At 67.9% G+C, this 23,099-nt stretch carries 24 protein-coding genes; 9 read left to right on the top strand and 15 right to left on the bottom strand.

Features of this window, described 5'->3' with window-relative positions; all coding sequences use genetic code 11:
• Positions 1-306: 306 nt before the first annotated feature.
• Positions 307-1,395: a redox-regulated ATPase YchF gene (gene ychF, locus B7767_RS04020; RefSeq protein ID WP_085570901.1), complete on the top strand. Its 1,089-nt coding sequence runs from the start codon at positions 307-309 to the stop codon at positions 1,393-1,395.
• Between the two features lie 108 nt (positions 1,396-1,503).
• Here the strand turns inward: ychF and B7767_RS04015 are convergent, their stop codons facing one another.
• Together B7767_RS04015 and B7767_RS04010 are read right to left on the bottom strand one after the other, a co-directional pair.
• The gene (locus B7767_RS04015; RefSeq protein WP_085570900.1) at positions 1,504-2,622 is read right to left on the bottom strand and encodes a site-specific integrase; all 1,119 of its coding nucleotides are present in this window, start codon (positions 2,620-2,622) and stop codon (positions 1,504-1,506) included.
• Between the two features lie 24 nt (positions 2,623-2,646).
• Positions 2,647-3,147, bottom strand: a complete 501-nt coding sequence (locus tag B7767_RS04010; protein WP_085570899.1) for a helix-turn-helix transcriptional regulator — start codon at positions 3,145-3,147, stop codon at positions 2,647-2,649.
• Between the two features lie 121 nt (positions 3,148-3,268).
• On the opposite strand from B7767_RS04010, the gene B7767_RS04005 reads away from it, so the two are divergent.
• From B7767_RS04005 to B7767_RS03990, 4 genes are all read left to right on the top strand, one after another.
• Positions 3,269-3,463 (top strand): AlpA family transcriptional regulator, encoded by a 195-nt coding sequence (locus tag B7767_RS04005; RefSeq protein WP_085570898.1) that lies wholly within the window; start codon positions 3,269-3,271, stop codon positions 3,461-3,463.
• A 667-nt stretch (positions 3,464-4,130) separates the two neighbouring features.
• The gene (locus B7767_RS04000; RefSeq protein ID WP_373408187.1) at positions 4,131-5,270 is read left to right on the top strand and encodes a DUF3631 domain-containing protein; all 1,140 of its coding nucleotides are present in this window, start codon (positions 4,131-4,133) and stop codon (positions 5,268-5,270) included.
• A 315-nt stretch (positions 5,271-5,585) separates the two neighbouring features.
• Positions 5,586-6,161 carry a hypothetical protein gene (locus tag B7767_RS03995; protein WP_085570896.1) on the top strand — a complete coding sequence of 192 codons (576 nt, stop codon included), beginning with the start codon at positions 5,586-5,588 and terminating at the stop codon, positions 6,159-6,161.
• A complete protein-coding gene (locus B7767_RS03990; protein ID WP_085570895.1) occupies positions 6,151-7,848 on the top strand; it encodes a relaxase/mobilization nuclease domain-containing protein in 1,698 nt (565 codons plus the stop codon). The genes B7767_RS03995 and B7767_RS03990 overlap by 11 nt, the downstream gene beginning before the upstream one ends.
• 49 nt (positions 7,849-7,897) lie before the next feature.
• Here the strand turns inward: B7767_RS03990 and B7767_RS03985 are convergent, their stop codons facing one another.
• Complete coding sequence (locus B7767_RS03985) at positions 7,898-8,431, bottom strand: SMI1/KNR4 family protein (protein ID WP_085570894.1); 534 nt, start codon at positions 8,429-8,431, stop codon at positions 7,898-7,900.
• A gap of 83 nt (positions 8,432-8,514) precedes the next feature.
• A complete protein-coding gene (locus B7767_RS03980) occupies positions 8,515-9,180 on the bottom strand; it encodes a hypothetical protein (protein ID WP_085570893.1) in 666 nt (221 codons plus the stop codon).
• A gap of 202 nt (positions 9,181-9,382) precedes the next feature.
• On the opposite strand from B7767_RS03980, the gene B7767_RS03975 reads away from it, so the two are divergent.
• The gene (locus B7767_RS03975) at positions 9,383-9,922 is read left to right on the top strand and encodes a hypothetical protein (RefSeq protein WP_085570892.1); all 540 of its coding nucleotides are present in this window, start codon (positions 9,383-9,385) and stop codon (positions 9,920-9,922) included.
• A 620-nt stretch (positions 9,923-10,542) separates the two neighbouring features.
• Here the strand turns inward: B7767_RS03975 and B7767_RS03965 are convergent.
• The 4 genes from B7767_RS03965 to B7767_RS03950 all read right to left on the bottom strand — a co-directional run bounded on the left by B7767_RS03965 (position 10,543) and on the right by B7767_RS03950 (position 13,558).
• Positions 10,543-11,088, bottom strand: a complete 546-nt coding sequence (locus tag B7767_RS03965; protein WP_085570890.1) for an HAD domain-containing protein — start codon at positions 11,086-11,088, stop codon at positions 10,543-10,545.
• A 35-nt stretch (positions 11,089-11,123) separates the two neighbouring features.
• The gene (locus B7767_RS03960) at positions 11,124-11,816 is read right to left on the bottom strand and encodes a bifunctional 2-polyprenyl-6-hydroxyphenol methylase/3-demethylubiquinol 3-O-methyltransferase UbiG (protein WP_085570889.1); all 693 of its coding nucleotides are present in this window, start codon (positions 11,814-11,816) and stop codon (positions 11,124-11,126) included.
• Position 11,817: 1 nt separating this feature from the next.
• A complete protein-coding gene (locus B7767_RS03955; RefSeq protein ID WP_085570888.1) occupies positions 11,818-12,729 on the bottom strand; it encodes a phosphotransferase in 912 nt (303 codons plus the stop codon).
• Between the two features lie 79 nt (positions 12,730-12,808).
• Positions 12,809-13,558 carry a hypothetical protein gene (locus B7767_RS03950; protein ID WP_085570887.1) on the bottom strand — a complete coding sequence of 250 codons (750 nt, stop codon included), beginning with the start codon at positions 13,556-13,558 and terminating at the stop codon, positions 12,809-12,811.
• Positions 13,559-13,781: 223 nt separating this feature from the next.
• On the opposite strand from B7767_RS03950, the gene B7767_RS03945 reads away from it, so the two are divergent.
• Positions 13,782-15,137: a transcriptional regulator gene (locus B7767_RS03945; RefSeq protein WP_085570886.1), complete on the top strand. Its 1,356-nt coding sequence runs from the start codon at positions 13,782-13,784 to the stop codon at positions 15,135-15,137.
• Position 15,138: 1 nt separating this feature from the next.
• Positions 15,139-15,669 (top strand): NUDIX domain-containing protein, encoded by a 531-nt coding sequence (locus B7767_RS03940; protein WP_085570885.1) that lies wholly within the window; start codon positions 15,139-15,141, stop codon positions 15,667-15,669.
• Between the two features lie 25 nt (positions 15,670-15,694).
• Here B7767_RS03940 and B7767_RS03935 read toward each other — a convergent pair whose 3' ends face one another.
• Complete coding sequence (locus tag B7767_RS03935) at positions 15,695-17,884, bottom strand: ATP-dependent endonuclease (RefSeq protein ID WP_218775773.1); 2,190 nt, start codon at positions 17,882-17,884, stop codon at positions 15,695-15,697.
• A 402-nt stretch (positions 17,885-18,286) separates the two neighbouring features.
• Here B7767_RS03935 and B7767_RS45690 point away from each other — a divergent pair, with 402 nt between their 5' ends.
• Positions 18,287-18,496 (top strand): hypothetical protein, encoded by a 210-nt coding sequence (locus B7767_RS45690; RefSeq protein ID WP_143652194.1) that lies wholly within the window; start codon positions 18,287-18,289, stop codon positions 18,494-18,496.
• Here B7767_RS45690 and B7767_RS03930 read toward each other — a convergent pair.
• The 6 genes from B7767_RS03930 to B7767_RS03905 all read right to left on the bottom strand — a co-directional run bounded on the left by B7767_RS03930 (position 18,482) and on the right by B7767_RS03905 (position 22,952).
• Entirely contained in the window at positions 18,482-19,672 is a 1,191-nt protein-coding gene (locus tag B7767_RS03930) for a caspase family protein (protein WP_085570883.1), read from the bottom strand. The genes B7767_RS45690 and B7767_RS03930 overlap by 15 nt on opposite strands.
• Positions 19,669-20,028 carry a hypothetical protein gene (locus B7767_RS03925; RefSeq protein WP_085570882.1) on the bottom strand — a complete coding sequence of 120 codons (360 nt, stop codon included), beginning with the start codon at positions 20,026-20,028 and terminating at the stop codon, positions 19,669-19,671. The genes B7767_RS03930 and B7767_RS03925 overlap by 4 nt, the downstream gene beginning before the upstream one ends.
• Before the next feature lie 139 nt (positions 20,029-20,167).
• Positions 20,168-20,800, bottom strand: a complete 633-nt coding sequence (locus tag B7767_RS03920; RefSeq protein ID WP_179167021.1) for a DUF6000 family protein — start codon at positions 20,798-20,800, stop codon at positions 20,168-20,170.
• A gap of 3 nt (positions 20,801-20,803) precedes the next feature.
• A complete protein-coding gene (locus B7767_RS03915; protein WP_085570881.1) occupies positions 20,804-21,535 on the bottom strand; it encodes a HEAT repeat domain-containing protein in 732 nt (243 codons plus the stop codon).
• Positions 21,532-21,918, bottom strand: a complete 387-nt coding sequence (locus tag B7767_RS03910) for a CPCC family cysteine-rich protein (protein WP_085570880.1) — start codon at positions 21,916-21,918, stop codon at positions 21,532-21,534. The genes B7767_RS03915 and B7767_RS03910 overlap by 4 nt, the downstream gene beginning before the upstream one ends.
• Before the next feature lie 305 nt (positions 21,919-22,223).
• Entirely contained in the window at positions 22,224-22,952 is a 729-nt protein-coding gene (locus tag B7767_RS03905; protein WP_085570879.1) for a glycoside hydrolase family 11 protein, read from the bottom strand.
• Positions 22,953-23,099 lie beyond the last annotated feature (147 nt).

Genomic DNA, 23,099 nt, shown 5'->3' with positions numbered 1-23,099 from the left:
CGCGGGCCGCGCGCCCCCTCTCCCCGCCTGCGGAGGCAGCGGCGGCTCGGCCGGCCCGGCCGGCCTGTCACGTCGCGGTCCGTACCGTCCGTACCGCGCGGGTCGCGTCCTGTGTTGCTCCACTGCACCAACGTAGGTCGTTTTATGTGCCGAACAGCCCGTCAGACACGCCGGGGATCACGGTCCGGCCGGACGTTCGACGGGTCGCCGGGTCGCGGGCGGGCACGCCGTAGACTGGTGGATCGGCCCACACAGCCCAGTCGGCCGGTCCTCGTCCCCCATTCCTCACGTACGGGAAGTCGCAACGTGTCGCTCACGATCGGAATCGTCGGTCTGCCGAATGTCGGCAAGTCGACCCTGTTCAACGCCCTGACCAAGAACGACGTGCTGGCGGCCAACTACCCGTTCGCCACGATCGAGCCGAACGTCGGCGTCGTCGGCGTCCCCGACCCCCGGCTGACCAAGCTGGCCGAGATCTTCGGCTCCCAGCGGATCCTCCCGGCCACGGTCGACTTCGTCGACATCGCCGGCATCGTGCGCGGCGCGTCGGAGGGCGAGGGCCTCGGCAACAAGTTCCTCGCGAACATCCGCGAGTCCGACGCGATCTGCCAGGTCATCCGCGCCTTCAAGGACGAGAACGTCGTGCACGTCGACGGCAAGGTCTCGCCCAAGGACGACATCGAGACGATCAACACCGAGCTGATCCTCGCCGACCTCCAGACCATCGAGAAGGTCCTGCCGCGGCTGCAGAAGGAGTCGCGGATCAAGAAGGACATCGCGCCGAAGGTCAAGGCGGTCGAGGAGGCCAAGGAGATCCTGGAGAAGGGCGACACCCTCTTCTCCCAGGGCGTCGTCCAGGGCACCGAGCGCGCGGAACTCCTCCACGACCTGCACCTCCTCACGACGAAGCCCTTCCTCTACGTCTTCAACGTCGACGAGGACGAGCTGACCGACGAGGACTTCAAGAACGAGCAGCGCGCCCTGGTCGCCCCCGCCGAGGCGATCTTCCTCAACGCCAAGCTGGAGGCGGACCTCGCCGAGCTGGACGAGGACGAGGCCCTCGAACTCCTCCAGTCCGTCGGCCAGGAGGAGCCCGGCCTCGCCACCCTCGCCCACGTCGGCTTCCGCACCCTCGGCCTGCAGACCTACCTCACGGCCGGCCCGAAGGAATCCCGCGCCTGGACCATCAAGAAGGGCGCCACCGCCCCCGAGGCCGCCGGCGTCATCCACACCGACTTCCAGAAGGGCTTCATCAAGGCGGAGGTCATCTCCTTCGCCGACCTGGTGGAGACCGGCTCGGTGGCGGAGGCCCGCGCCAAGGGCAAGGCCCGCATGGAGGGCAAGGAGTACGTCATGCAGGACGGGGACGTGGTGGAGTTCCGCTTCAACGTCTAGTTGATCTAGCGAAAGGCCGTCTGACCTGCGACGGAGCGGGTTGGGCGGCCTTTGCGGTCCGCACACAGTCCGCAGCGTGCTGACTTCGGTCAGCGCGTGGGGGAGCAGCTACGCCGCTTCGTCGACCTGCGGCTGGGCATCGGCGGACTGGTCCGCGTACGCCTTGTCGACGGCGGCCCGGGTCCGCTCCTCGGAGTCGGGCCACAGGTGGGTGTAGATGTTCAGCGTCATGGCCGCGTTGGTGTGGCCGAGACGCTCGGAGACCGTCTTCACGGATTCGCCGTGCTTGATCAGCAGGCTGGCGTAGTGGTGCCGCAGGGCGTGGGGTCCGGTGCCCTTCGCTATGCCGGCCTTCGCGCAGGCGGGCCGCCACGACCCGTCCATGAAGTGCGTGTAGACCACGGGTCCGCCCTGCGGCGCCGTGAAGATCCAGCCCTCGGGCCCATCGGCGGGGAAGTCCCGCAGGTGGGCCTTCATCGCATCCACCGCCACGCGGGGGAGCGGAACCGTGCGGTGCGAGCGGGCGGTCTTGGGCGGGCAGACGTACACGCCGTGCTTGGCGGTCTGCTGGATCTGCTGCTCGACCGAGACGGTCGCGTGCAGTAGGTCCACGTGCCGGAGCTGGAGGCCGAACAGCTCGCCGGGGCGGAGCCCGGTGGCCGCGCCGAGCAGCACGAGGCCCTTGTACCGGGCGGGTATCTCCTCGGACAGCGTCCGTACCTGCTCGACGGCCAGTGGCACGATCTTCTTCCGGGGCACAGAGGGCAGTTTCGCCTCGGCGCACGGGTTGTGGGGGATCATCCGGTCACGGACAGCCGCCCGGAAGACGGCGTTGACCGTGTTGAAGACCGTCCGTGAGGTGCTGGCGGCCAGCCCGTGCGTGGTGGTCAGGCTGGTGACCCAGCTCTGTACATCGCCGGGCTTGATGGCGCCGAGTGCCCGCTTCTCCCAGGCCGGGTAGACGTAGCAGCGCAGGTGCTGGGCCACGGCCTTGGCCGTGGAAGGCCGGTGCGGCTGGATGGCCCGCCATTCCTCCGCGTACTCCTTGAAGGGCTTCTTCGCCGAGCGCGGGTCGACGTACTGACCGGTGACCAAGCTGGCCGTGACCTCGTCGATCCACCGCTGGGCGTCGATCTTGCGGTCGAAGTGGCGGGCGTGTTCCTTGCCGTCGAGGTCGCGGTAGCGGGCCCGCCATTTTCCGTTGGGGCGCTTCTGGATGTTGGCCAAGTGGCCTCTCCTTCGTGTCGGTTGTCAGTAGTGGCCGCCGTCCTCGATGTCGTTGCTGAGGGTGCGAGCGTCGCGCTCGTCGCCCATGAGGCGGAGGCACTGCTCGTGGATGGCCCGCGAGCTGTCGGGATGGGCCTTGATGTGGTCGGCGATGGCGACCACGGCGCGGTGCAGGCGGTCGCGTGCGTCTCGGGCTTCGTAGAACGCCTCGACCGCTTCTTGGACGAGGCGTCGGCTGTCGATGTCGAGCCCCTCCAGCGGCGGGGACATCAGCTCTTCAAGGGGGAGCTCGAAGACGCGGGAGAGGGCGAGGGCCTCGTCGAGGTTGATGCGTCGGCGGGGGGTGCCGTTCTCGATGCGCCAGACCGCTGTCTGGTTCATCTTGACGCCGGCTCTGGTCACCCGATCCGCCAGCTCGGTCGTGCTCCACCCTCTGACTTCGCGCTCCAGGGCCACGCGCGCGGCCACGTTTCCCTCGCTGTAGAGCAGCGGCACCTCGCCGCCCTCGGGCCTGTCGCCTGCCACCGAACCTCCATCGTCACCGTCGCTATCCCAATTGAAACATGAGCTTCCCTATTTGGGTAACCGCTGATCCTGGGGTACAACTTTATGCAGATTGAATCGCCACTTAGCTGAATGGGAATGCATGCGATACCTGACCACCGCCGAGGTCGCCGAGCGCTACCGCACGGCCGAGAGCACCGTCCGCTACTGGCGCCACATCAAGAAGGGGCCGCGCGGCATCAAGGTCGGCAAGCGGGTGCTGTACCCCGAGGCCGAGCTGCTGCGCTACGAGCGCACTCTGATCGACGGCCGAGACGAGTGGGGCCTGGCCTCGTGAGCAACCGGCAGCCCCGGACACAGCAACGGCCCCCGGCGCGCCAACGCCGAGGGCCGGAGATTCCCCTGCCTGTCGCCCATCCCTGAACGAACGAACCGGTGAGGGGCGGGACCTTGCCCGTCCCGTCCCTCACCTGAGAGGAACGTCGATGGAGGACTCTACGTCCCCCGCCACCTCGAAGGCGTCCGAGGTTGTCTGGCCCACCCCTGCGGTCCCCGGCCAGGGCATCCCATGGCATGGTCCGGACCGAGCGGACGGCCGGTCCACCCCTCCGGGGACCGGTGATCGACCGGGTCGTGCCGCTGGTCCGGTCGGTCCGGGGCCGGACCGACCCGCGACCGAAACCCGGACCGAAGTTCCGGTCAACCCGGACCAGGAACCCGGACCGACAGAGAACGCGCAGCTCAACGGCCTATCGGACCGGACCGGGAACCCGGACCATGGCCTCGGTCCGGAAGCCGAGGACCGGGCGGAGAGTTCCGGTCAGTCGGCCAGCGAACCCGGACCGTCGGTCCCGGTTGCCCGCGGTCACCACGATGCTCCGGGGACGGTCCCCGAACCCGGATCGGGGACCGGGGACCGTGAGCGTGCCGGCCTCACGGCGGACCGGGACCAGGACGGGACCGTCGTACTGGACGAGCTGCGTGCCGCGATCGGCCGGTACGTAGTGCTGCCGAGCGAGGAGGCACTGACGGCGGTCACCTTGTGGGTGGCGGCCTCCCACATTCAGCCCGCCCTCCAGCACGCGCCGCGCCTAGCGGTGGTGGGGCCGACCAAGGGGTGCGGCAAGTCCCGTGTCCTGGACGTGCTCCACGAGACCGTGTCCCGGCCGATGATGACGGTGAACACCTCGCCGGCGGTGGTCTTCCGGATCATCGGCGAGGACCCGCCGACACTGCTGGTGGACGAGGCCGACACCATCTTCGGCCCTAAGGCTGGCGACAAGGAGGACTTGCGCGGCCTGCTGAACGCCGGACACCAGCGCAACCGCCCCGCCTGGCGGATATCCGGCCCTGAGCACAAGCCGACCGCGTTCCCGACCTTCGCCATGGCCGCGCTGGCAGGCATCGGCGACCTGCCGGACACGATCATGGACCGCGCCGTCGTGCTCCGCATGCAGAAGCGCAAGCCCGGCGAGAAGGTTGCTCCCTTCCGCTCCCGGCACTCAGTCCCGGAACTGAACGCGCTGCGCGACCGACTGGCCAGGTGGCTGACCCCGCTGCGCGGGACAGCGCACCGGCTGGTGCCACCGATGCCGGTCGAGGACCGGGCCGCGGACACCTGGGAACCCCTGGTCATCGTCGCCGACCTGGCCGGCGGCCACTGGCCCGCGCAGGCCCGTGCCGCCTGCCTGGCGATGACCAGGAACGAGGTGGTCCAGGACGAGCAGACGACGCTGAAGACCCGGTTGCTCCGGGACATCCGCCGAGTCTTCGAGCAACAGGGCGACCAGGAAGCGCTGCGCAGCCACGACCTGCTTGCCGCCCTCATCCAGGACGCCGAGGCACCCTGGGCCGAGTACGGCACCAAGGGCCTGAACGCCTACCACCTGGCCAACCTGATGCGCGACTTCGGCATCAGCCCGGCCAACCACCGCTTCGAGAACGGCAGGCAGGCGAAGGCGTACGCCCGCAACCAGTTCCTCGACGCCTGGGCCCGCTACTGCCCCGACCCTGCCCAGCCGACCCCCGCAGCCGGCGATGCCGTGGTCGCACGTCGAGCCCAGGGCAAGCCACCGGCCCCTCCGTCCGGGACGCTGCCCATCGGCCCGCCCGGCGGGCCTTCCGGCCCCAGGCCCACGCGCTGACACCAGCTCCGTATCAATCCGTCGCATCCGTCCCCGCGCAGGTCAGCGCGGGGACGGAGTTCCTCGCCGATACGGATCACTCCGTACCTGCGACCGCCTCCGTACCTGTCCTGACCAGCTACGGGACGGATGCAACGGACGTGACGAAGCCCCACCCCACACGACCACCGGAGCATCACCATGTCCGAAACGAGCACCGACAACGCCCCCACCCGCCGCCGCAAGGGATTCTTCGGCCTGACCCGCCGATCAGCAGCAAGCTGGAGCGAACGAGCCTCTAACGAGGCTTCGTCCGCGCTTGCCCCCGCCCCAGGGGTGGCGGAGGAGAAGGCCGAGCGCCAGGGGGCGCCCGAGCCGGAGAAGGACATAGCCGAGACCATCTGCCCGCCCGCAGCCGACTCCATCGCCCCTCGCACCCAGCCGCCGGCCGATGCCCAACCGCCCGTCGAGCAGCCCTCCTGGCGGGATCTCGACGCCCCCGTCCTGCCCGCGCTGATGAACCGCAAGCGCACCGTGGAGAAGCGCGACCAGGAGAAGACCATCCGCTTCACACGGACAGCTGTGAGCGTGATCAGCGCCGCCGCTCACCAGCGCGGTCAGAAGTTCGCCGGATTCGTCGGGGACGCCGCCCTCGCCGTCGCCCTCGGCAAGGCGGGGCTGGTCGGCAGCCCGGAGGACGATCCCATCCGTCCCTTGATTGAGGCCGTCGAGGCACACACGGTCGCGCTGAACCGCATCGGCGGCAACCTCAACCAGATCACTGCAGCCATCCACCGAGGCACCGTGCCCGAGCGCGCCGAGGCCGTGCTGGACCACGTTGAGCAAGCCGCCGAGAACAGTTACCGACTGATCGACCAGCTCCTGACGGAAGGCACCGCCCATGGTTCCTGACGTCTCCACCGGCTCCAACACCCGCGGACTGATCGCCTACCTCTTCGGCCCCGGCCGCCGCGACGAACACACTGACCCTCACATCGTCGCCGCCTGGGACATGGCCGGCGCCTCCGACCCAGGCCGCGACCCCGAGGCCAGCTACACCCAGCTGGCCAAGCGCCTCGACCACCACGTCGACCTGCGCACCCGCGAGCTGGGCGGCAAGAAACCACCTCAGCACGTCTGGCACTGCCCGCTCCGAACCGCGCCCGGCGACCGCTACCTCACCGACGCCGAGTGGGCCGAGGTAGCCCGCCGCATCGTTCACGCCACTGGCATCGCCCCCGGAGGCGACGAGAAGGCATGCCGGTGGATCGCGGTGCGCCACGCCGACGACCACATCCACATCATGGCCACCACCGTCCGCGCCGACGGCCGCTGCCCCCGCACCCACCGCGACGGCCAGCGGGCCCAAGCCGAGTGCCGCAAGATCGAAGCCGAGTTCGGCCTGCGCCGCCTGAAGTCCGGCGACCTCACCGCGCCCCGCACCCCCACCGGCGCCGAACGCGCCAAGGCCGAGCGCCAGGGCCAGACGGTCACGGCACGGCACTGGCTGCGCGAGCAGGCATACGCGGTCGCCGCCGCCGTACGAACCGAAGCCGACTACTTCACCGTGCTCCAGTCCCTCGGCATCAAGGTCAAAACACGCCTCGGCCCCGAGACCGGCGACGTGATCGGCTACAGCCTCTCCGCCCCCGGCGACACCAACGCGGCCGGCGAACCCGTCTGGTACGGCGGCTCGAAACTCGCCCCCGACCTCTCCATCAACCGCCTACGCGAACGCCTCCCCGACCAGGAGGTAGTCGACCGACCCCGGTATGGGGCGAACCTCGCCGACCCATGGCGGCACACCACCACCGCCATCCACGCGGCCCGCATCGTCCTCGACTCCGATGACGATGCCGCCGCCCAGGGCCACCTGGCCGCCTTCGGCGATGCCCTGTACAACGTCGCGAGCGCCACGACCGGCCCTCACCAGGCGGAACTACGAGCGGCGGCGATGGCGTTCAACCGTGCCCGCCGCTCCGCCACCCGCGCCGACCACCAGGTCGCCACCGCCCTGCGCAAGGCCGCCAAGGAACTCGCCTACGCCTCCAACCAGCCAGGCGGACTCGCCATCGCCCTGATCTTCGCCACCGTGCACCTGGCCCGCGCCGCCGCCAAGTGGCACGAACAGCGCGGCCACGAACAGCAGGCCGCTGCGGCCGAAGAAGCCTTCCGCCACCTCCAGGCGGGCTACCAGCAGGCCGCCGCACCTGTCTTGGCTGACCTGACCTGCCGCGCACCACGAGCCGCGACCGCCCGCCGCTTCGAGCAGGACGTTCGCGCGACTCTCCCCGACCATGCCGACCGGATCCTCGCCGACCCCACTTGGACCGCCCTGACCACAACTCTCGCCCAGGCCGAGACCGCTGGCCACAACCCCCGACGCCTCCTGGCCGAGGTGGGCACCCAGCGGGAACTCGACAGCGCCGAGCACCCCGCCGAGGTCCTCAACTGGCGCATCACCGCTCAACCGAACCGGCGGACGCAAGCAGCTCGCAGCCGAAGCACCACCAGCGGAACGTCGTCCATGTCCGTCACGCTGCGCCCTCCAGCCACACCAGCGGCCACGAGGCCCGAAGAGCGCAGTCGGCACCGCTGACCCCGGCCGGATGCCCCGCCACGCCTCGTGGCGGGGCATCGAGCCCGGCTCAACGGCAGAGCTTCATGAAGGTGTCGTCGAAGTCAGGAAACTCCTGTGTGGCCTGCGCGATGATCGCCGCTGCCGACGCGCGGCGGTCCGGAGCGAATTGCTCGGCGATGGCCGCCAGGTCGCGACTGGCCTGGGGAGCCCAATCCGGCTCGGGCTCGTACGATGTGGCTGCTTCCCACGGGCCGAAGCCGTCAGCCAGCAGCCACAAGAAGGCACCCAGGTCGCGAGCGACAACGCCTGTCTCCCCCTCGGAGCCCAGGAAGACAACGGGCTGCTCTACCAATTCCCGACCTTCACGAACCAGCCACAACGCTGCGTTTCCGCCGGTGCCGTCCTGGCCAAAAACGCGGAAGGCGTCGCCGTTTAGCTCGCCGTTGCCGGTCCACGCGCGAAACCACTCGGTGGTCTCATCGGCGGTCAGGAAGGACTCGTAGGGCTCGAAGTCGACACCATCCTCGCCAATGCACTCGAGCCGGACCGCCATGGCAGCGGCGAGCGGGGAGGGGAACTGGCGATCTCCGTTCGCGATCATGCGAGGAGAGTAGCGATTGTTTGGGCTTGGCAGCACCGCCTGCTCCGTATCCACCCCAGGCGAGATGACGTTAAACGACAAGGTCAGCCACCGTCGTCCACGCCTCCTCGCAGTTCCCACTTATCGAGGCCGGAGTAGATCACTGCGATGCGGCCCTTGGGGAAGTCGAGTGCTGTGGCCTCCCCGCTATAGAGGGCCACCAGCGAGTCGGGCCCTCTCCACCAGGTGTCTGCCAGGCCCATCGCCTCGCGCACCGGCGCATAGCCGTTTAGCTCAATGGCATCGACGTCATCGCCGACGAGCCTGCTGATCTGCTTTGCCCACATGGATGCGTGGTGAGCCAAGGCGAGCGATTCCACCCAGCCCTCGATGGTTGCGTGGAGGGGTGCCCACCTCTCTGCATGGATACCGAACTCACCAGACGGACTGATCATGAATGAGTAGGGGACTGCGGTCCGCTGCATCCCGGCTTCGAACCACCATCCTGCGGAGTCCGCTTCGGGCGAGTCCGGATCGAGGTACTTGGGGCCTCCGTCGTACTGCGGTGCGGGTGGCAAGAGCAGACCGCCCCATCGCTCTTGGTAGGCCGCCATTCTATCGATCACCGCTGCCGGGATGTCCCGCTCAAGCCACCACTGCCTGTGCCCCTCAACAGGGCGAACGTCGACCTTGACGCCATGCGCGGCAACAAAGGATCGAGCTCGTCGGGTCAGGCCGTCAGGCACATCGTTGATGAGGTGAAGATTCACCCGAGGGACGCTACCTAGTAGCCGTGGGGAGAGCATGCCCGGCGCCAGCCTCCGCGCTCCTCCGCGGTTGCCCCACCGTCACCTGCCCGGCCGGACACTGACACCGGCTGATCTTCCGGTATCCGCACGCACCGCAACATCGCAGTGCAATAGTTCTGCGACCCGATCAACACACCCGAACCCGCCACACTTCGGAGCCATCATGCGTAAGCCCGCCCTGTCCGCTGCCGCCCTCGTCATCGTCTTCGCGGCCACGACGGCATGCGGGTCAGGGAGTGATCAGAAGAACGACCAGCCGAAGAACGCCACCACTGCAACCGCTGGCGTCCCGACCAAGCCGGCAGCGAAGGAGCTCACCGCCAGCGACGCTTTCAAGGCCCTTTCCGGCAAGGTCGCGTCCGCCAAGCTCTCGGGCGTTGTCACCGAGGACAACGACCCGAACCATCTCCTCGGCCGCCCCAACCAGTACACCAGCAAGGTCACGTTCACGGACTCCCGCATCGAGGTCGACGACGTCGCCGGCGCGGAGCCTGGCAGCATCGGGCTCGGCGGAGCGATCGAGGTCTTCGCGACCGCAGCCGACGCCCAGGCCCGTGCCGACTACATCCAGAACGTCACCAAGGGCATGCCCATGCTCGCCGAGTACGACTTCGTCAGCGGCACCGTACTCATCCGCGTCAGCCACTACCTCACCCCGACCCAGGCCGCCGACTACAAGGCCGCTGCCGCCGCCCTCGGGTAGGCGCCACCACGCCGGCGTGTCAATCGCTCCCCTCTGGGCGGACGCTGCAGGTAGCCTGAACGGCCCGTCGACACGGTGAAGGCCGGCCCGACGAGGCAATGACCCACGAAGTCGCCGTTGGTTTCAATAGCTGATCACGGGAGCAGATACGCCCGGGCCATGCCGGCATGTCGTTCCGGCCCCTTTACGCCCCGCCTCTGACCCCTCGGGCGGGGCGCTGCCGCATAGTCCTGTCAGGAGTGGCGCTGACCGTCCGCGTGTCGGGCAAGCGCGTGGATCGCGAGCTTTGCCTGGAAGAGCTCCCGGCGCTGCTCATGCGTCAGGTGAGCAGGTAGAAGGTCAACCTGGTCCCAAGCTGCACTTCTCAGCTGGCGAGCCAAGTCGAGCTGCCGGTGCCTCAGGGCAACCTTCAGGCCGAGGAGGCTCGCATCCAACTGCTTGAGGGCGGCTCGCTGTTTCTTCGGCAACTTCTTCCGTGGCGTCGGCTGTGCCGCAGATCGCCGTTCTTCCCAGGCTGGGCCCCCTGTGAGTAGATGAACTCGAGGTCGACCCCTGTGCGTCATGAACTCTCCTCGCGGGCCATGCGGCATGTCCGAGGCCAGTGTCCCCCGTACCAGCCGTCAGACAGTGCGGGCTGCGGGCAACTGCGAGACCCACGTCGTGAGCTCGGTCAGGTGCTCGGGCTGCAGCCCGTGGTGAGGGTCGGGCTGAACGAGAAGAGTTGGCGCTCCCTTGACAGTGCGCTCTGCGGCCCAGGCGTGGTCGAGGCCGGTGAAGTCGTCGTCGATCCAGACGGTGGGGGCGTCGCCGAGCCATGCGTCGACGTGGTCGCGCTTCCAGAGATAGCCGTTGGGGTGGCTGGTGGTGATCTGCGGACGCGGGAGATCGACGTACGGCAGCGTCGGGAGGCCCAGGAGGGGCCCGATGAGGGTGGTGGCGTCCTGCCGCCAGCTGGTGCACCAGACTGGGGTGACCAGGCCGGTGCGGATCACGTCCATGAGAAGGCGGCCGTAATCGGGGTTGAGCCAGACGGTGACCGGGTTGTCGGCGCTGCGGCCGGCAGGGACGACGTCGTGACGGGCGTGGGTGGCCGGGGTCGAGCCATCCGCGTTGGGGAAGGGTATGAGGACGCCGTCGATGTCGAGGAGCAGGTAGGGCGGGCGCATCGGTTCCTCCCGGGGAAGCCAGGGCGAATGGCTGGTCAGAGCTTGCGGGCGCGGATCAGCAGGGTGGTGGGCCAGTGGCCCATGCGGGGGTCGTGGAACTCCTGGGCTGAGGTGAGCCAGAAGCCCGCCTGGTTGAGGTGCTTCTCCCACCGGTCCGTGGAGAACTCCCAGCGGGCGATAGGTAGGCGGGTGCGATCGGGAAGAGTGACGTGGTCGCGACGAGGCCGGTCGTCACCCGAGGGGCTTCGGCCGCCACGCTGCGGGTGGGGGACGGAGAAGGCGAGCACCCGGCCGGGCGTGAGGCGCTGGGCAATGGCCGGGAGCAGGAGCTCGGGGGCGACGAGGCCGACGGCGCCGAAGACGGAGTAGATCGCGTCGAACTGCTCGTCGGAGGCGTGCAGGTAGTGCAGGGCGTGGCCGGCGACGAAGGTGAGGTTGTTCAGCCGTCCGTAGTGAGAGCGGGCGCGGCGGACCTGGAGGCCGACCAGGTCGACGCCCGTGACGTGGGCGCCGTGGCGGGTGGCGAGGTGGGCGGCGTTGTGGCCGGGGCCGCAGCCGAGTTCCAGGAGTCGCTTGCCGCGCAGGTCGGGGCCGAGGACGTCGGCGCCGGGCCCTTGGCCGGGTCTCGTGGTCCATTCCATCCGGGCAGGCACGGGCAGGGGTTCGGCGAGTCCGGCGGCGGTGCGCTGGAGGGCGTGGGCGTGCCAGGGGGATGCCTGGGCGAGCACGTCAGATCTCCAGGAGGTGGAGGACGTCGGTGAGGTGGCGGCGGACGGCCTTGATGTAGGCGGGGTCGGTGGCCGGGTCGTTGATCCAGCGGATGGACTGCTCCATGAACCACTCGACGGCCCACATGCGGTGCCAGCCCAGGGCCCAGTTCTCGGCGGTCAGTCCGCCGCGCGGGGCGAGGGCGTCGGGGGTGCCGCCGGCGGTGACGTACTGCTCCAGGAAGACGCGCAGGCGCACGGGGTGCGGGGCCTCGATGGTGCCATGCCAGCTGGCGAGGTCGAGCAGGCCGGGGCCGGTGAAGGCGCGGGCGAAGTCGAGCAGCCGCCAGCCGCGCTCGCCGATGTGGAGGCTGGTGGGATGGAACTCGGAGTGCACCCATCCGAACGGCTCCAGCGTCGCTCCGGCTGAGCGAGCCTCGGCGGCCTGGGCGATCCGGTCGAGCGCGTCCTCGACGTCGTCGGCATCCTGCCACCGGTCGGCCTTGCGCAGCCGTTCGAGATGTTCCAGCGCCCGGGCCGGGAGCGTCCGCAGCCGGTCCTGGTCGAGGACGGGCAAGGGCGGAGCCGTACGGGTGCCGTGCAGGATCACGGCCGCGGCGACGCCGTCGAGGTCGTCGGCCTCGCGGACGGACATCCCGAGGTCCTCCACGAGCATGCCAAGCCAGCCGTCCAGGACGGCGGAGGCGTGGACCTGGGGGACGGGTACGCCGAGGGTGTGGGCCAGGCGGAGGGCCTGGTCCTCGCTGTCGAAGGGCTTCTTGGCGTACTTCAAGATGGCCGTGGAGCCGTCGGGGAAGGCCACGCGCTCGACGCCGGACATGGACCACACGCGCACCTCCTCCCGTACGGCGGTGGTCTGGCCGGTCGCGGTGAGCAGGTTGTCGAGGAGTTCGGCGCTGGGGTTCGTGGTCACAGGAGGGCTCCGGGGAGGGATGGTGGCGTCCGGGGCGGGCGAGGGATGCCGGCCCGCCCCGGAGCCTGATCGGGTGGGGTTAGGCGGCGGGGTTCACGCGGTGGGCGTAGACCTGCTCGATCCAGCCGGCCTTGAGCGCGGCGAGGTCGTCGCGGAAGTTCGCCATCGAGGCACCGTAGGGCGCGACCACGCCGCCGGACTGGTCCGGCACGGACTGGCACCCATGCACGAGCCGGCCGCCGAGCGCCGCGTGGGCCTTGATGGACTCGATCCGGCGGTGCTCGTTGAACCAGCCGCCGTGGTAGACCTCGTCGAGCATCCCGCCCATCTCGTCGTCCAGGTCGAAGACGACGGACGTGGCGGCGGGGAAGAACCAGCACGGGCCGACGTTGGAGATGTGCCCGTCCAGCTCGACCTTGTTGAGCGCCATGAGCGTGGCCGCCTCGCGGAGCATCCGCAGGTGGTCGGCGGTGATCTGCGGCAGGCCGAGGCTGGCCAGGTGCTCCTCGCGGAAGAGGTACGCGTACACCTCGTACGCGGTGGCCAGGACGCGGGCCGCGTCGGACGTGGACTCGCTGTGCTGCTTGATGAAGTCGAGCGCGAGCTGCTCGACCGCGCTCTCGGTCGTCTCGTCCACGTCCAGGAGCTGGGACTTGACCAGCTCCCAGTCGGCCACGAGCCAGGTGTTCGACTCGAAGCGGAAGAAGTACTCGGCCGGGTCGATGGTGATGCGCCGGCCGTCGACCTGGATGCCGGGCAGGCGGCTCCAGCGCGGGTCGAGCGCCTCGGGCAGCTCGACCGTGATGGCCGTGGTGTCGATGGTGGTCACCGTGTCTCCGTCTCTGATTGGCCGGTCTCGGGCACAGGAATGCCCGAGCCTGGTGTGGGCGTACGGAACTTCGGGGTGCCGCCCGGACCAAGGGGGAGCCTGGATCACGGTCGCGCCGTTCCGGGCGGCTGCTGATAAGTGAACCGGTGGTCACGCTCAGTGGGTACGGTGGAGGGCAGTTGAAGCGGTATACGCGGTTTACAGCTCCAGGGCGGAGGCGGTCGTGGCGGCGCAGAGAGAACCCAACTCCCGTCTGCGCGACGTCATAGCGGCGGTCGACTGCACTTACGAGGCCCTCGCCCGAGACGTGCGGCGCATCGCGGCCGAGAACGGCGAGATCCTCCAGACCAACAAGTCGGCCATCTCGCATTGGGTGAACGGCACCCGCGCCCCGTCGGGCCGGGTAGGGCAGTGCCTGGCCGAGGCGCTGTCCCGCCGAGCGGGGCGCACGGTCACCCAGACCGAGATCGGCCTCCAGGCCGGTGACGACGGAGAGCCGGCGGAATCCGACCCTGTCCTCGCCGCCACCGACCTGGGCCGGGCCGACGTCGAGCGCCGCCGCTTTCTCGCCATCGCGGCCTTCACCACCGCCGGCGTCGCCATGCCGCTCGGATACGACCACGAAGCCACTGCCCGCATGCTCCGCGCCCGCACCGGCACTTCCCTAATCGGGGCGGAGGACGTGGACGTCGTACGGCAGATCACGGCGGCCTTCAGCGCCGCCGACGAGCGCCTCGGCGGCGGGCACGGACTGACCACCGTCACGGCGTACCTGGCCGACACCGCCGCCCCCATGCTGCGCGGACGTTTCCTCAATGAAGCCTTACGCCGGGCCGCCTTCGGCGCCGTCGCCGAACTCGCCTACCTCGCAGGGTGGAAGCACCACGACCTCGGCCAGGAAGGCGCCGCCCAGCGCTACTACCAGGTCGGCTACCAGCTCGCCTGCGAAGCCGACCCCCACGGCCACGCCGCCTGGATGATGCGTGCCCTCGCCCACCAGGCCCTCAGCCTCAAGCAGCCCCACCACTGCGTTGACCTCGTCGAAGGGGCCCTGCGTAGAGGTCTCGGCCACGTAGACGGCCAGACCGAGGCTCTCCTCCACATCACCCACGCCCGCGCCTACGCCGCCGTGAACGAGAACCCCCAGGCCGCGCGCGCCCTGCTCGCCGCCGAGGACGCCCTCCTCCGTGACGACGGCCCCCAGCCCAGCTACTCCCGCGTGAGCGGCCCCGCCGCCGGCACCGTGGCCAGCCACACCGCCCGCACTCTGACCGACCTCGCCGACCACATCGGCACCGAACAGCAGCACCGCGACGCCCTCACCCGCTGGGACCCCGACAAGTACAAGCGCGTCCACGCCCTCACCCACGCCGACCTCGGCGACAGCCTCGCCGCACAGGCCCGCGCCGACGAAGCGGTCGCCGCCTGGACGCAGACCCTGGTCCTCATGGAAGGCATGACCTCCGACCGCACGCGCAAGGCGATCACCTCGATCCGCTCCACCCTCGCGGTCTACCAGCGCCGCAAAGTGCCCGGCGCCGCCGATCTCGCCCGCCGCGCCCGCGAGGCACTCGCCTAACATGCCCAACAACCCGCCTGACGAAGGGAACACCGTGGCCCAGCAGACCGACGACCAGCCGAAGGCCCTCAAGCCTGCGCTCGAATCCATGACCCTGCTGGTCGCCGCCGTCATCGTCCACGACACGGCTACCAACCGCGTCGTCCTCCTCCAGCGCAGCGAGAACGCCAAGTTCGCCCAGGGAATGTGGGACCTCCCGGTCGGCAAGAGCGAGCCGGGCGAGCCCATCACCGAAACCGCGGTCCGCGAGCTCTACGAGGAGACCGGCCTCACGGTGAAGCCCGAGTCCCTCAAGATCGCCCACATCATCCACGGCGCCTGGGGCGTCGAAGCCCCCAACGGCTTTCTCACTGTCGTCTTCGCCGCCCACGAATGGACCGGCGAACCCGAAAACCGCGAACCCCGTAAGCACTCTCAGGTCCGTTGGGTCGACGCCAATGACATTCCGGAGGAATTCGTCGATACCACAGCGAGTGCCCTCCACGGGTATCTCTCTGCCAGGTCCCAGGTCTCGCTCGATGGCTGGCGCTGAGTGAAGGAAGGGAGAGTTTTCCAGCCTATCGAGAGGTTTGGGTGAGCCCATCTGATTCTGCCTGCTTGGGGATAAACGGCTGTGTACGGTTGCCCGATGGGGTTGATCTAAAGAGGGATTCGAAGATCGCCTCGAATTCGCATTCATCTGAATCCTTGAACACGGCCAGCCCCTTGATGTCCTCGGCGGTCACGTGGCGTTCGCAGAAAGATCGAGCGCGATCGTTCTTGTTTGAGGACTCGTTGTTCTCTAGTGGCGGGTAGTAGTCCTCAATTGCGCCGCGCTCCCATACGTAAATGTCATCTTTCCGTAGTTCCTGAAGCAGCTCGATCTTCATACGCCTAAGGTCAGGATCGGCAGCCTCTTCGAGAACTTTCCGCATGGCGCCCGAGGTAGATCGCGCAAAAAACGCGCTGACAGCGGCGTCGAGATCCTCCCATTCGCAAAGCCCTTGAGCGTATTGCTCTCGTGCCACCCTGGCCTGCTTCCAGAGATCCTGCACGGCGCCGTTAGTGCGCATGCTCTTGAGTGTCTTTCCGGAGGGGTCGGTTTCTGAAGCGGCTGCAATTTCCTTTGCCTTGGCGATGAGTCGATCCCGCAGTTGGTGACAATCTTGGCTGGCTCCCAGTTTGTCAAAACCTTCCGCTAGGACGTCAAGGTCGGCGAGTACCGCAATCCGCATTTCGAACTGAGTGAAGAAACTTCTGTAGCGGGCGATGCTTCCCTTTCCTTCGACCTTCGCGATCGCTGTCGCGCGCTTCTCGAAGTCCCATTCCGGATTGAGGGTTCGAGCGATGTGCGGGATTAGGATTTGGTCGCTCGGTCCCTCTACGAGCAAGACAGAGTTCGCAAAAAATGCCGCCTCGTTGTTTTCGTGCTTGATGATTTCAAATTGATCGCGTGCCTCAATTTTTGAAAGGTCGATCACACGTGTCCGGCTTGCCGGCGGATCCAGGGAGTGGTCCTTAATGACCTTTACAAATGTTCCGGTCGCCCCAGGTGCGAAGAACGACGGCGAGTGGGTGCTGACCAGGACGTCGTTGAACTCGGAGAAGAACGCCAAGGCTTCGAACAGCTTCCGCTGTGCCTGGGGGTGCAGGAATACTTCGGGTTCCTCGAAGAGGAGTAGGCAAGGTTGCTGAGAGCTGTCTGCCGTGACTGGTCGTGCGGTCTTCATATCGACATACGCGCGAAGAATGGCGAATGCGACCGACCTTCGAAGACCGTCTCCTTTGGTCCTGAAATGGCCGGTGACTCCATCGTCGATGGAGATTTGCGCTTCTTCGAGAAGGCTGCGCAGACGTGGAGGCGGGATCTCAAGGCGGACGCTTGCTCGTGGGAAGGATTCCTGAAGATTCCTCTGGATCAGTGATTCAATTTGTCGAACTTCAGAAAGGCGCTGGTCTGACTCCTCGCCGTCTTCGTTCGTGGTTACGTTCAGCTGCCCCCGGAGCGCCTCAAACGAGGATTCCAGCTCGGGAAGCTGGTGCTCGATCTGCCCGAAAAGTAGACTAAGGAGCCGCCCAAATGTTGCCGTGGATGTCGTCTTGAGCTCCTCGTTGAGTTCTTTGACGGCAGGAATGTAAATTGATTCCGGGAGTAGCGGGGCGATCGATTTGTCCATCCCGGTTGGCAAAGCGTCGTCTCCAGTGACGAAGTCATCTTCACCGAGTGATTCAATTATCGTGGCGATCTCGCGCCTCACCGCTGCGCGGCTGATCTTGCCCTCGATTTTATGGACAACTTCTGGATACGTGACCTTCACGTTGGCGGCGATGACTTCGGGAGGTAGCCCAGACTTCAATGTGTCGTCGATTACGACCTTCGTGTACCTGTGATCCCGGGGAACCCGCGTGACGACCAGGAAGGTCCCCTTCCCCGGGCCCTTATAAACTTTAGCGAGCGTGATACGCCCGTCCCGAATTTCCCTCTCGATTCGAGTTCGGTGCCCGTCTTCGAGTCGCTTCAGGTCGGCTTCGCTGACCTCGGAGAAGGAGAGTTGAATTCGGATCGAGCGACTTCTGTCGAGAAAGTCGGTATCGACTGCGGTCCCCGACTTTAGGAACATGTTCAAAGCCTGGAACACGGACGACTTCCCGGCGTTGTTCTCGCCGATAAGGCAGCCGAATCGGGAGAAAGGGATGTCCACGTGCGTGAGGCCGCGGAAGTTCTCGATTTTGATCGTCTCGAGGCGCATGGTGCTCCAGGTGTTCAAGCCGCAGAGCGATCATCGTAGAGGCACATGAGGGACTGGCGGGCGTGATTCCGCACCACAGGTACCGGAGCCTCGACGCTCGTGGCCGCGGGCTGGGCGGCGCCTGTGGCCCTACTGCCGTGTCGATACTGTGCCGTTGAGTTCCGAGTGGGGCAGGCGTTGGAGGAGCAGTTCCGGCCACGGTCATGCGTCGGGCAGCATGCGCCGGCATGGTGGGCGCGTCGACCGAAGGCAGCGGGAGCGGTACTCGTGGACCTGCAGCGCGTGATCCGCTGAGCACGCAGTCCATCACGGCTCCATGGTTCGGAATCAGCCGTGCGTGCTGATTCCTCCTCGGGGCGAACGGGCCGCTGTCAAACTGTGTCTAGGGATCAGGTGACAGTGTCGTTGGGGGAGAGCGCGGTGGCGCAGAAGAGCGACAAGTCCTATTACCGGGCAGGACACTGGGTGCGGCCGCCGACCGCCAAGCAGGTGAAGAAGCCTGCGACGGGCCTTGTGATTGCGGCGGCGTTGCTGGCTATTGCTGCCTGGAACACGGTCTTCGGTGATGACAGCGAGGCACCTGTTCCGGCTCCGCAGCAGGCGTCTCCGACTGCCTCAGCTACTCCCTGAACGGTGATCTCGACTGCGACCGTTTCGCCGAGACAGTCTTCCGGACAACCGCTGCAACGTGGTGGGCTTCTGGCGCTGACGCTGACGCTGGCGCGGGTGCGGGACGGTGTCCGGCGCGGCGTCGGTCGTCGTATTCGTTAGCAACCGCGTCCAGACGGCATGCCACTCAGCGACTTGCTGATCCGGCACGCCACAGGCGGACAGGTACGCCGCTGTGGTGGGCCAGGTCTTGGGCAGGCTTTCGCGGTTCAAGAGCCTGCTGACGGTTCCGGGCGAGATGCGTCCACCGGAACGTTGGCTGACCATCTGATGGGTGAGACCGCTCGTCACACGAACATCGGCCAACGACTTGAAGAAACCCCTGACAGTGCGGATTCCCGAGGGGCTCGGCCAGGAGCGCCCTGTGGCTGGCCCCCCGTCGGCAGAAGGAGTGGTCGCGGTTGTCGGCAGGCAGGCCAGGTTGCGGCCGAGAGCGAGTCGGGCCCCGGTGTTTCTATCTCTCGCCTGTGGGTCGGGGCGCCCCTTAGCTTCCAGCCTGATGCGCAAGTGCCGGTACAGCGCTCCAAAGTCGATCAGCTCAGGCCCATTGGGGATGCCCGTCTGAAGCGTGTCGAGGAGCTCGCCGGTGAACGCGGTGAAGGTCTCGTCCGGCGGGGCGAGTGCTTGGCGTGTTTCTGCAGCAGCGGCCAGCAGGAATGTTCCCTCTACGGCCGCCTGATCGGCCAGATCTGACGGGCCGCCCATCGTCCCGAGGGCCAGACCGCTGTAGCAGCAGTCGAGGACAACAACACATCGATCGGCCCGGCCGTTTAGGAGAGCCTGCCGTATCCACCGATAGGGCAGTCCGGTCTCCACGCGTTGCTGCTTGGACTGCGGCATGGCCAGATAGAGGTCCCCTTCAGGGTCGACCAGCCCATGACCGGCGAAATAGATCAGCACGGTGTCGCGCGCTTGCTCGGCTGCGGCTCGAACTGCGGCCATGGTCATCTCTGTGGTCGTGGGGTTGGAGAGGATCGTGCAATGCTCCTGCGGCAGGGCCCAAGAGGTGGGTCCGGTCAGCGCCTCGGCCAGAGCGGTCAGGTTGTTGGACACAGCCGGCAGCGACTCCAGGTGGTCGTAGTGGCTGGTGCCGATCAGCACGGCTCGGGTCGCGCCGGGGTCGGGCAACACGCTCATGTCCCAGGTGCCTCATCCTCGGTCGAGGTCTCAAGGGCACGAATGACACGTTCGATCTCGGCATCGCTGCCCTGGGTAAGAACGATCACGGTGTCACCCCGCCTGATCTCGATCCGCGGATCCTGGGGCCTGGTTCGCTTCCAGGCGGCCAGTGCCACCACGAAGGAGGCAGCGCTCCAGCCGTTGTCAGTCACCAGTTGGATGACGTCCAGCAAACCGCCCATGTGCCCTGGCTCGGGAGGCTGCTCCTGGAGTGCCAAGGAAGACGACCTGCGGATCTCTCTGTCTGCCCCCAGCCACTGGTGCAGTGAACGCAGCTCGTCCGCCTCGGCCCCTACCCGTACGTCGATGCGCATGGTTCCCCCTGTCTCCGCGTGTCGGCGGTCTTCCGCAGTTCCATCGTCGGGCAGAACCGGCTTTCTGGTGTGCGTTTGGCTTGTTCACGCCCCCGCCTGGTGGGAACTAGGAGCCTGGATCCGGTGATTGCGCCGCGACCTACAGGTGTCGCCAGCCGTTGGCGAACTCGCACTGGAGGTCTGTCGAGCGGCGCCGCTCGACGGGGGTGTATGCGGGGTGGCCGTGGAGGTGGGCCAGGGCATTGACCCACTGGTCCCAGAGACCGTCAGGCTGGGTGAAGCGGTCCGCATGGTGGGTGCCGAGGTGGGCGTCGAGGCGGAGGAGGGCGCCAAGGGCGGCGGGTTGGTCGTAGCGGAGGTCGGTGCGGGGGAGGTAATGGTCGAGGTAGGCGGTGAGGATCTCGGCGTCCGCGTGGGTGCCGAAGCGGGCCAGGGCGAAGCAGTAGGCGCTGCCGGAGAAGCAGACCTCGCTGGCCAGGAGGAGGTCGCCGATGCGTTCGCGGAACCGTTCGCGGCGGTCGACGCCGATCAGCCATGCGGCGGTGAGGCGCGAGCGCCACTCGTAGCCGAGAAGGGCTTCCAACTCGGCGTCGGTGATCGTGGCCGCGTCGTCGATGAGGTGATGGGCGAAACGTTCGCCGTGAGGCCACTCGGGCCGCAGGAATCGACCACTTTTCAGGACGAGGTAGCGCGCGTGGCCCGAGTCCTTCCTTGCCGCGTAGCGCTCGATCACGTAGCCGTAGCCGACCTCCTCGGGATGCTGGAACGGCATCGGTCACCTCTCCGGGTGCAGGTCGGTACGGTCGATCCAGGTGGGGGCGACGAAGATGTTGTCGTCGGCGGGGGCTTCTGAGGCTTCCAGCAGGGACCAGGTGCGGGCCTCCTCGACCAGGTGCTCCCAGGGCGCGGTCCAGTCGAGTTCCCAGCCAAGGTCGGGGCCGGAGACGCCGTACGTGCCGCCGACGTCCACTCGCCAGAACTGGGAGTAGAGGATCACCTGGGCGTGGTCGGCCAGGTCGTTGATGATCTCGGTGAAGTGGGTTGAGGGCCAGCCAGGGGCGTCGTCCGCAGTGGAGGCTCGTAGGCGCGTGGTGAGCGGTGGGACGACAGGGGCGCGGGCGCCGAGTTCGGTCAGGGCCCAGCGGATGCCTTCCGGCTCGCTCCAGTCGGGTGGCGTCGCCCGTTCCAGGCAGGCGCGATAGGCGCGGCGCACGGGCTCGACCGCGCCGTCGATCTTCAGGCTCGCCAGGGCCATCGCCGCCCATTCGCGGACGGTCGGGTTGTCGCTGTCCAGCAGGCCGATGAGAGCGGGGCCGCAACGGGGATCGCCCACCTCCTCGAAGACCTCGATGGCGGTCAGCTGACCGAAGCCGCCGAGGGAAGGCAGGCCGTTGATGACGGCGGGTATGGCGTCGGCGCCGATCCAGATCAGCTCCGCGCGGGCGTCGTAGGACTCGTCGGCCTTGCCGTCGAGCTGCTGGACGAGTGTCTCGATGTGGGAGGTCATGACGCGGAGTGGTCCCGGCGCCAGAAGGTGGGCAGCCACCAGCAGAGCACCGAGTGGTCGTCGGGCCAGGGGGCGCGGTCCTCGGCCGCCCAGTCCTCGAAGGAGTCCCGTGCCAGATCGATGGGGCGCCAGGCGGGGTCGAGTGGCTCGTCGGCTGCCGAGGGTCGCACGAAGCGTCGGCCGTACTCGTCGCAGGCGCCGAAGTCCTGGTAGTTCCGCTGGGCCTCGATCAGGGAGACCTTGTTCGCCCCGCATGCCATGGTGGGCCAGCGGAACTGGACCCCGTCGTCCTCCCAGAAGCAGACGGGGCAGATCTCGTACGAGCCGGGCATCGCGCCCAGCACGCGGTGCCCGCAGCACGGGCAGGGGTAGGAGTCGCTCACCCGTGCAGTCTCGTTGCAGGTCCCGCCGGGGTGCCATGGGTTTCTCTGCCTCCGGGGTACCCGGGCAGTCCGCAGCCAGTCCGCAGGACACCCGTAAACGGCCGTCGGGAGCCAACGCATGCCAACCAGGAAATCCCAGGTCAGAGCCCTCGAGGGGGCTCCGTCGCAGGTCAGGATCTGGCCGCAGACATTCCGCTTCAACGTGTGACGCGGTCCCGCCGCCGTACGTACAGCTCACGACGGAGGAGCCGGCCCGTTCGGGGCCGGCTCCTCCGTCGCGACGGTGCCGGCCCCGGAGGCCGGCGTCAGCCGCTGACGGTGATGTTCGAGCTGCCGCTGCTCTGGTAGCCCTCGGTCGCCATGACCATGTAGTACCTGAACTGGCCGAGGTTCATGCCCGCGCGGGCCCAGGCGTCGAAGTGGTTGCCGGTGGTGATGGTGCCGGAACCGCTGGTCACCTTCGACTGGCGGACGCTCCAGTACTGGTCGAAGGTGCGGGTGCCCTCGACGGAGGGGGCGTTGTACCGCGTCGTCTTGTAGATGTCGTACGTGCCGCCGTCGCTGTAGACGGTGCCCCTGTACTCGCCGGTGGGCCGGTAGCTGCCCCAGTTGTCGACGATGTAGTACTCGACCAGCGGGTTCGAGGTCCAGCCGTAGAGACAGCCGTAGCCGTTGCCCGACGGGTTGAAGTACCCGGTGTAACGGACCGTCCTGCGCCCGCCGTTGGCCCAGCCCTTGCCCGCGACGAAGTTGCCGCAGTTGGTCCACCGGGTGCTGTAGCTGCCGCCGCCGTTGAGGGTCATGGAGACCGAGCCGCCGCCGTCGGTCCAGAACGTGTAGTACAGGCCGTCGGTGCCGGTCTGGTTGGTGGTGATGGTGGTGGCGGCGTGGGCGGTGCCGGGCAGCAGGAGCCCGGACGCGGTGGCCAGCGCGGCGGCGCCGCCGGCGGCGCCGGCGAGGAAGCCCCGGCGGCTCAGGCCGGGGGGAACGATCGTCTGCTGGGACTGGTCCTGCTGCGTGCCGTCCTGGTGCATGCTGCTGTTTCCTTCCGATGAAGGCAGGTGGGGGGCCGCGCGGCCTTCTGCCGCCCGGCGGCCTCGCATGGGACGCGGCGGGGGGGGCCCGCCGTTGTGCGGTACCGAGCGACCGGGCCCCGTCGCGGGACGCGGTCCTCTGCTTCG

The organism is Streptomyces sp. 13-12-16 (assembly GCF_002114215.1).
Classification (GTDB): Bacteria; Actinomycetota; Actinomycetes; order Streptomycetales; family Streptomycetaceae; genus Streptomyces.
Note: the sequence above shows the minus strand (reverse complement) of the source record. Positions and strands in the feature narration are given on the sequence as shown.

Coding starts and splice junctions, on each gene's coding strand:
- B7767_RS04005 (WP_085570898.1), top strand. CDS start 3,269: ATGCGATACCTGACCACCGCCGAGGTCGCCGAGCGCTACCGCACGGCC.
- B7767_RS03990 (WP_085570895.1), top strand. CDS start 6,151: ATGGTTCCTGACGTCTCCACCGGCTCCAACACCCGCGGACTGATCGCC.
- B7767_RS03985 (WP_085570894.1), bottom strand. CDS start 8,431: ATGATCGCGAACGGAGATCGCCAGTTCCCCTCCCCGCTCGCCGCTGCC.
- B7767_RS03975 (WP_085570892.1), top strand. CDS start 9,383: ATGCGTAAGCCCGCCCTGTCCGCTGCCGCCCTCGTCATCGTCTTCGCG.
- B7767_RS03965 (WP_085570890.1), bottom strand. CDS start 11,088: ATGCGCCCGCCCTACCTGCTCCTCGACATCGACGGCGTCCTCATACCC.
- B7767_RS03940 (WP_085570885.1), top strand. CDS start 15,139: ATGCCCAACAACCCGCCTGACGAAGGGAACACCGTGGCCCAGCAGACC.
- B7767_RS03930 (WP_085570883.1), bottom strand. CDS start 19,672: ATGAGCGTGTTGCCCGACCCCGGCGCGACCCGAGCCGTGCTGATCGGC.
- B7767_RS03925 (WP_085570882.1), bottom strand. CDS start 20,028: ATGCGCATCGACGTACGGGTAGGGGCCGAGGCGGACGAGCTGCGTTCA.
- B7767_RS03920 (WP_179167021.1), bottom strand. CDS start 20,800: ATGCCGTTCCAGCATCCCGAGGAGGTCGGCTACGGCTACGTGATCGAG.
- B7767_RS03915 (WP_085570881.1), bottom strand. CDS start 21,535: ATGACCTCCCACATCGAGACACTCGTCCAGCAGCTCGACGGCAAGGCC.
- B7767_RS03905 (WP_085570879.1), bottom strand. CDS start 22,952: ATGCACCAGGACGGCACGCAGCAGGACCAGTCCCAGCAGACGATCGTT.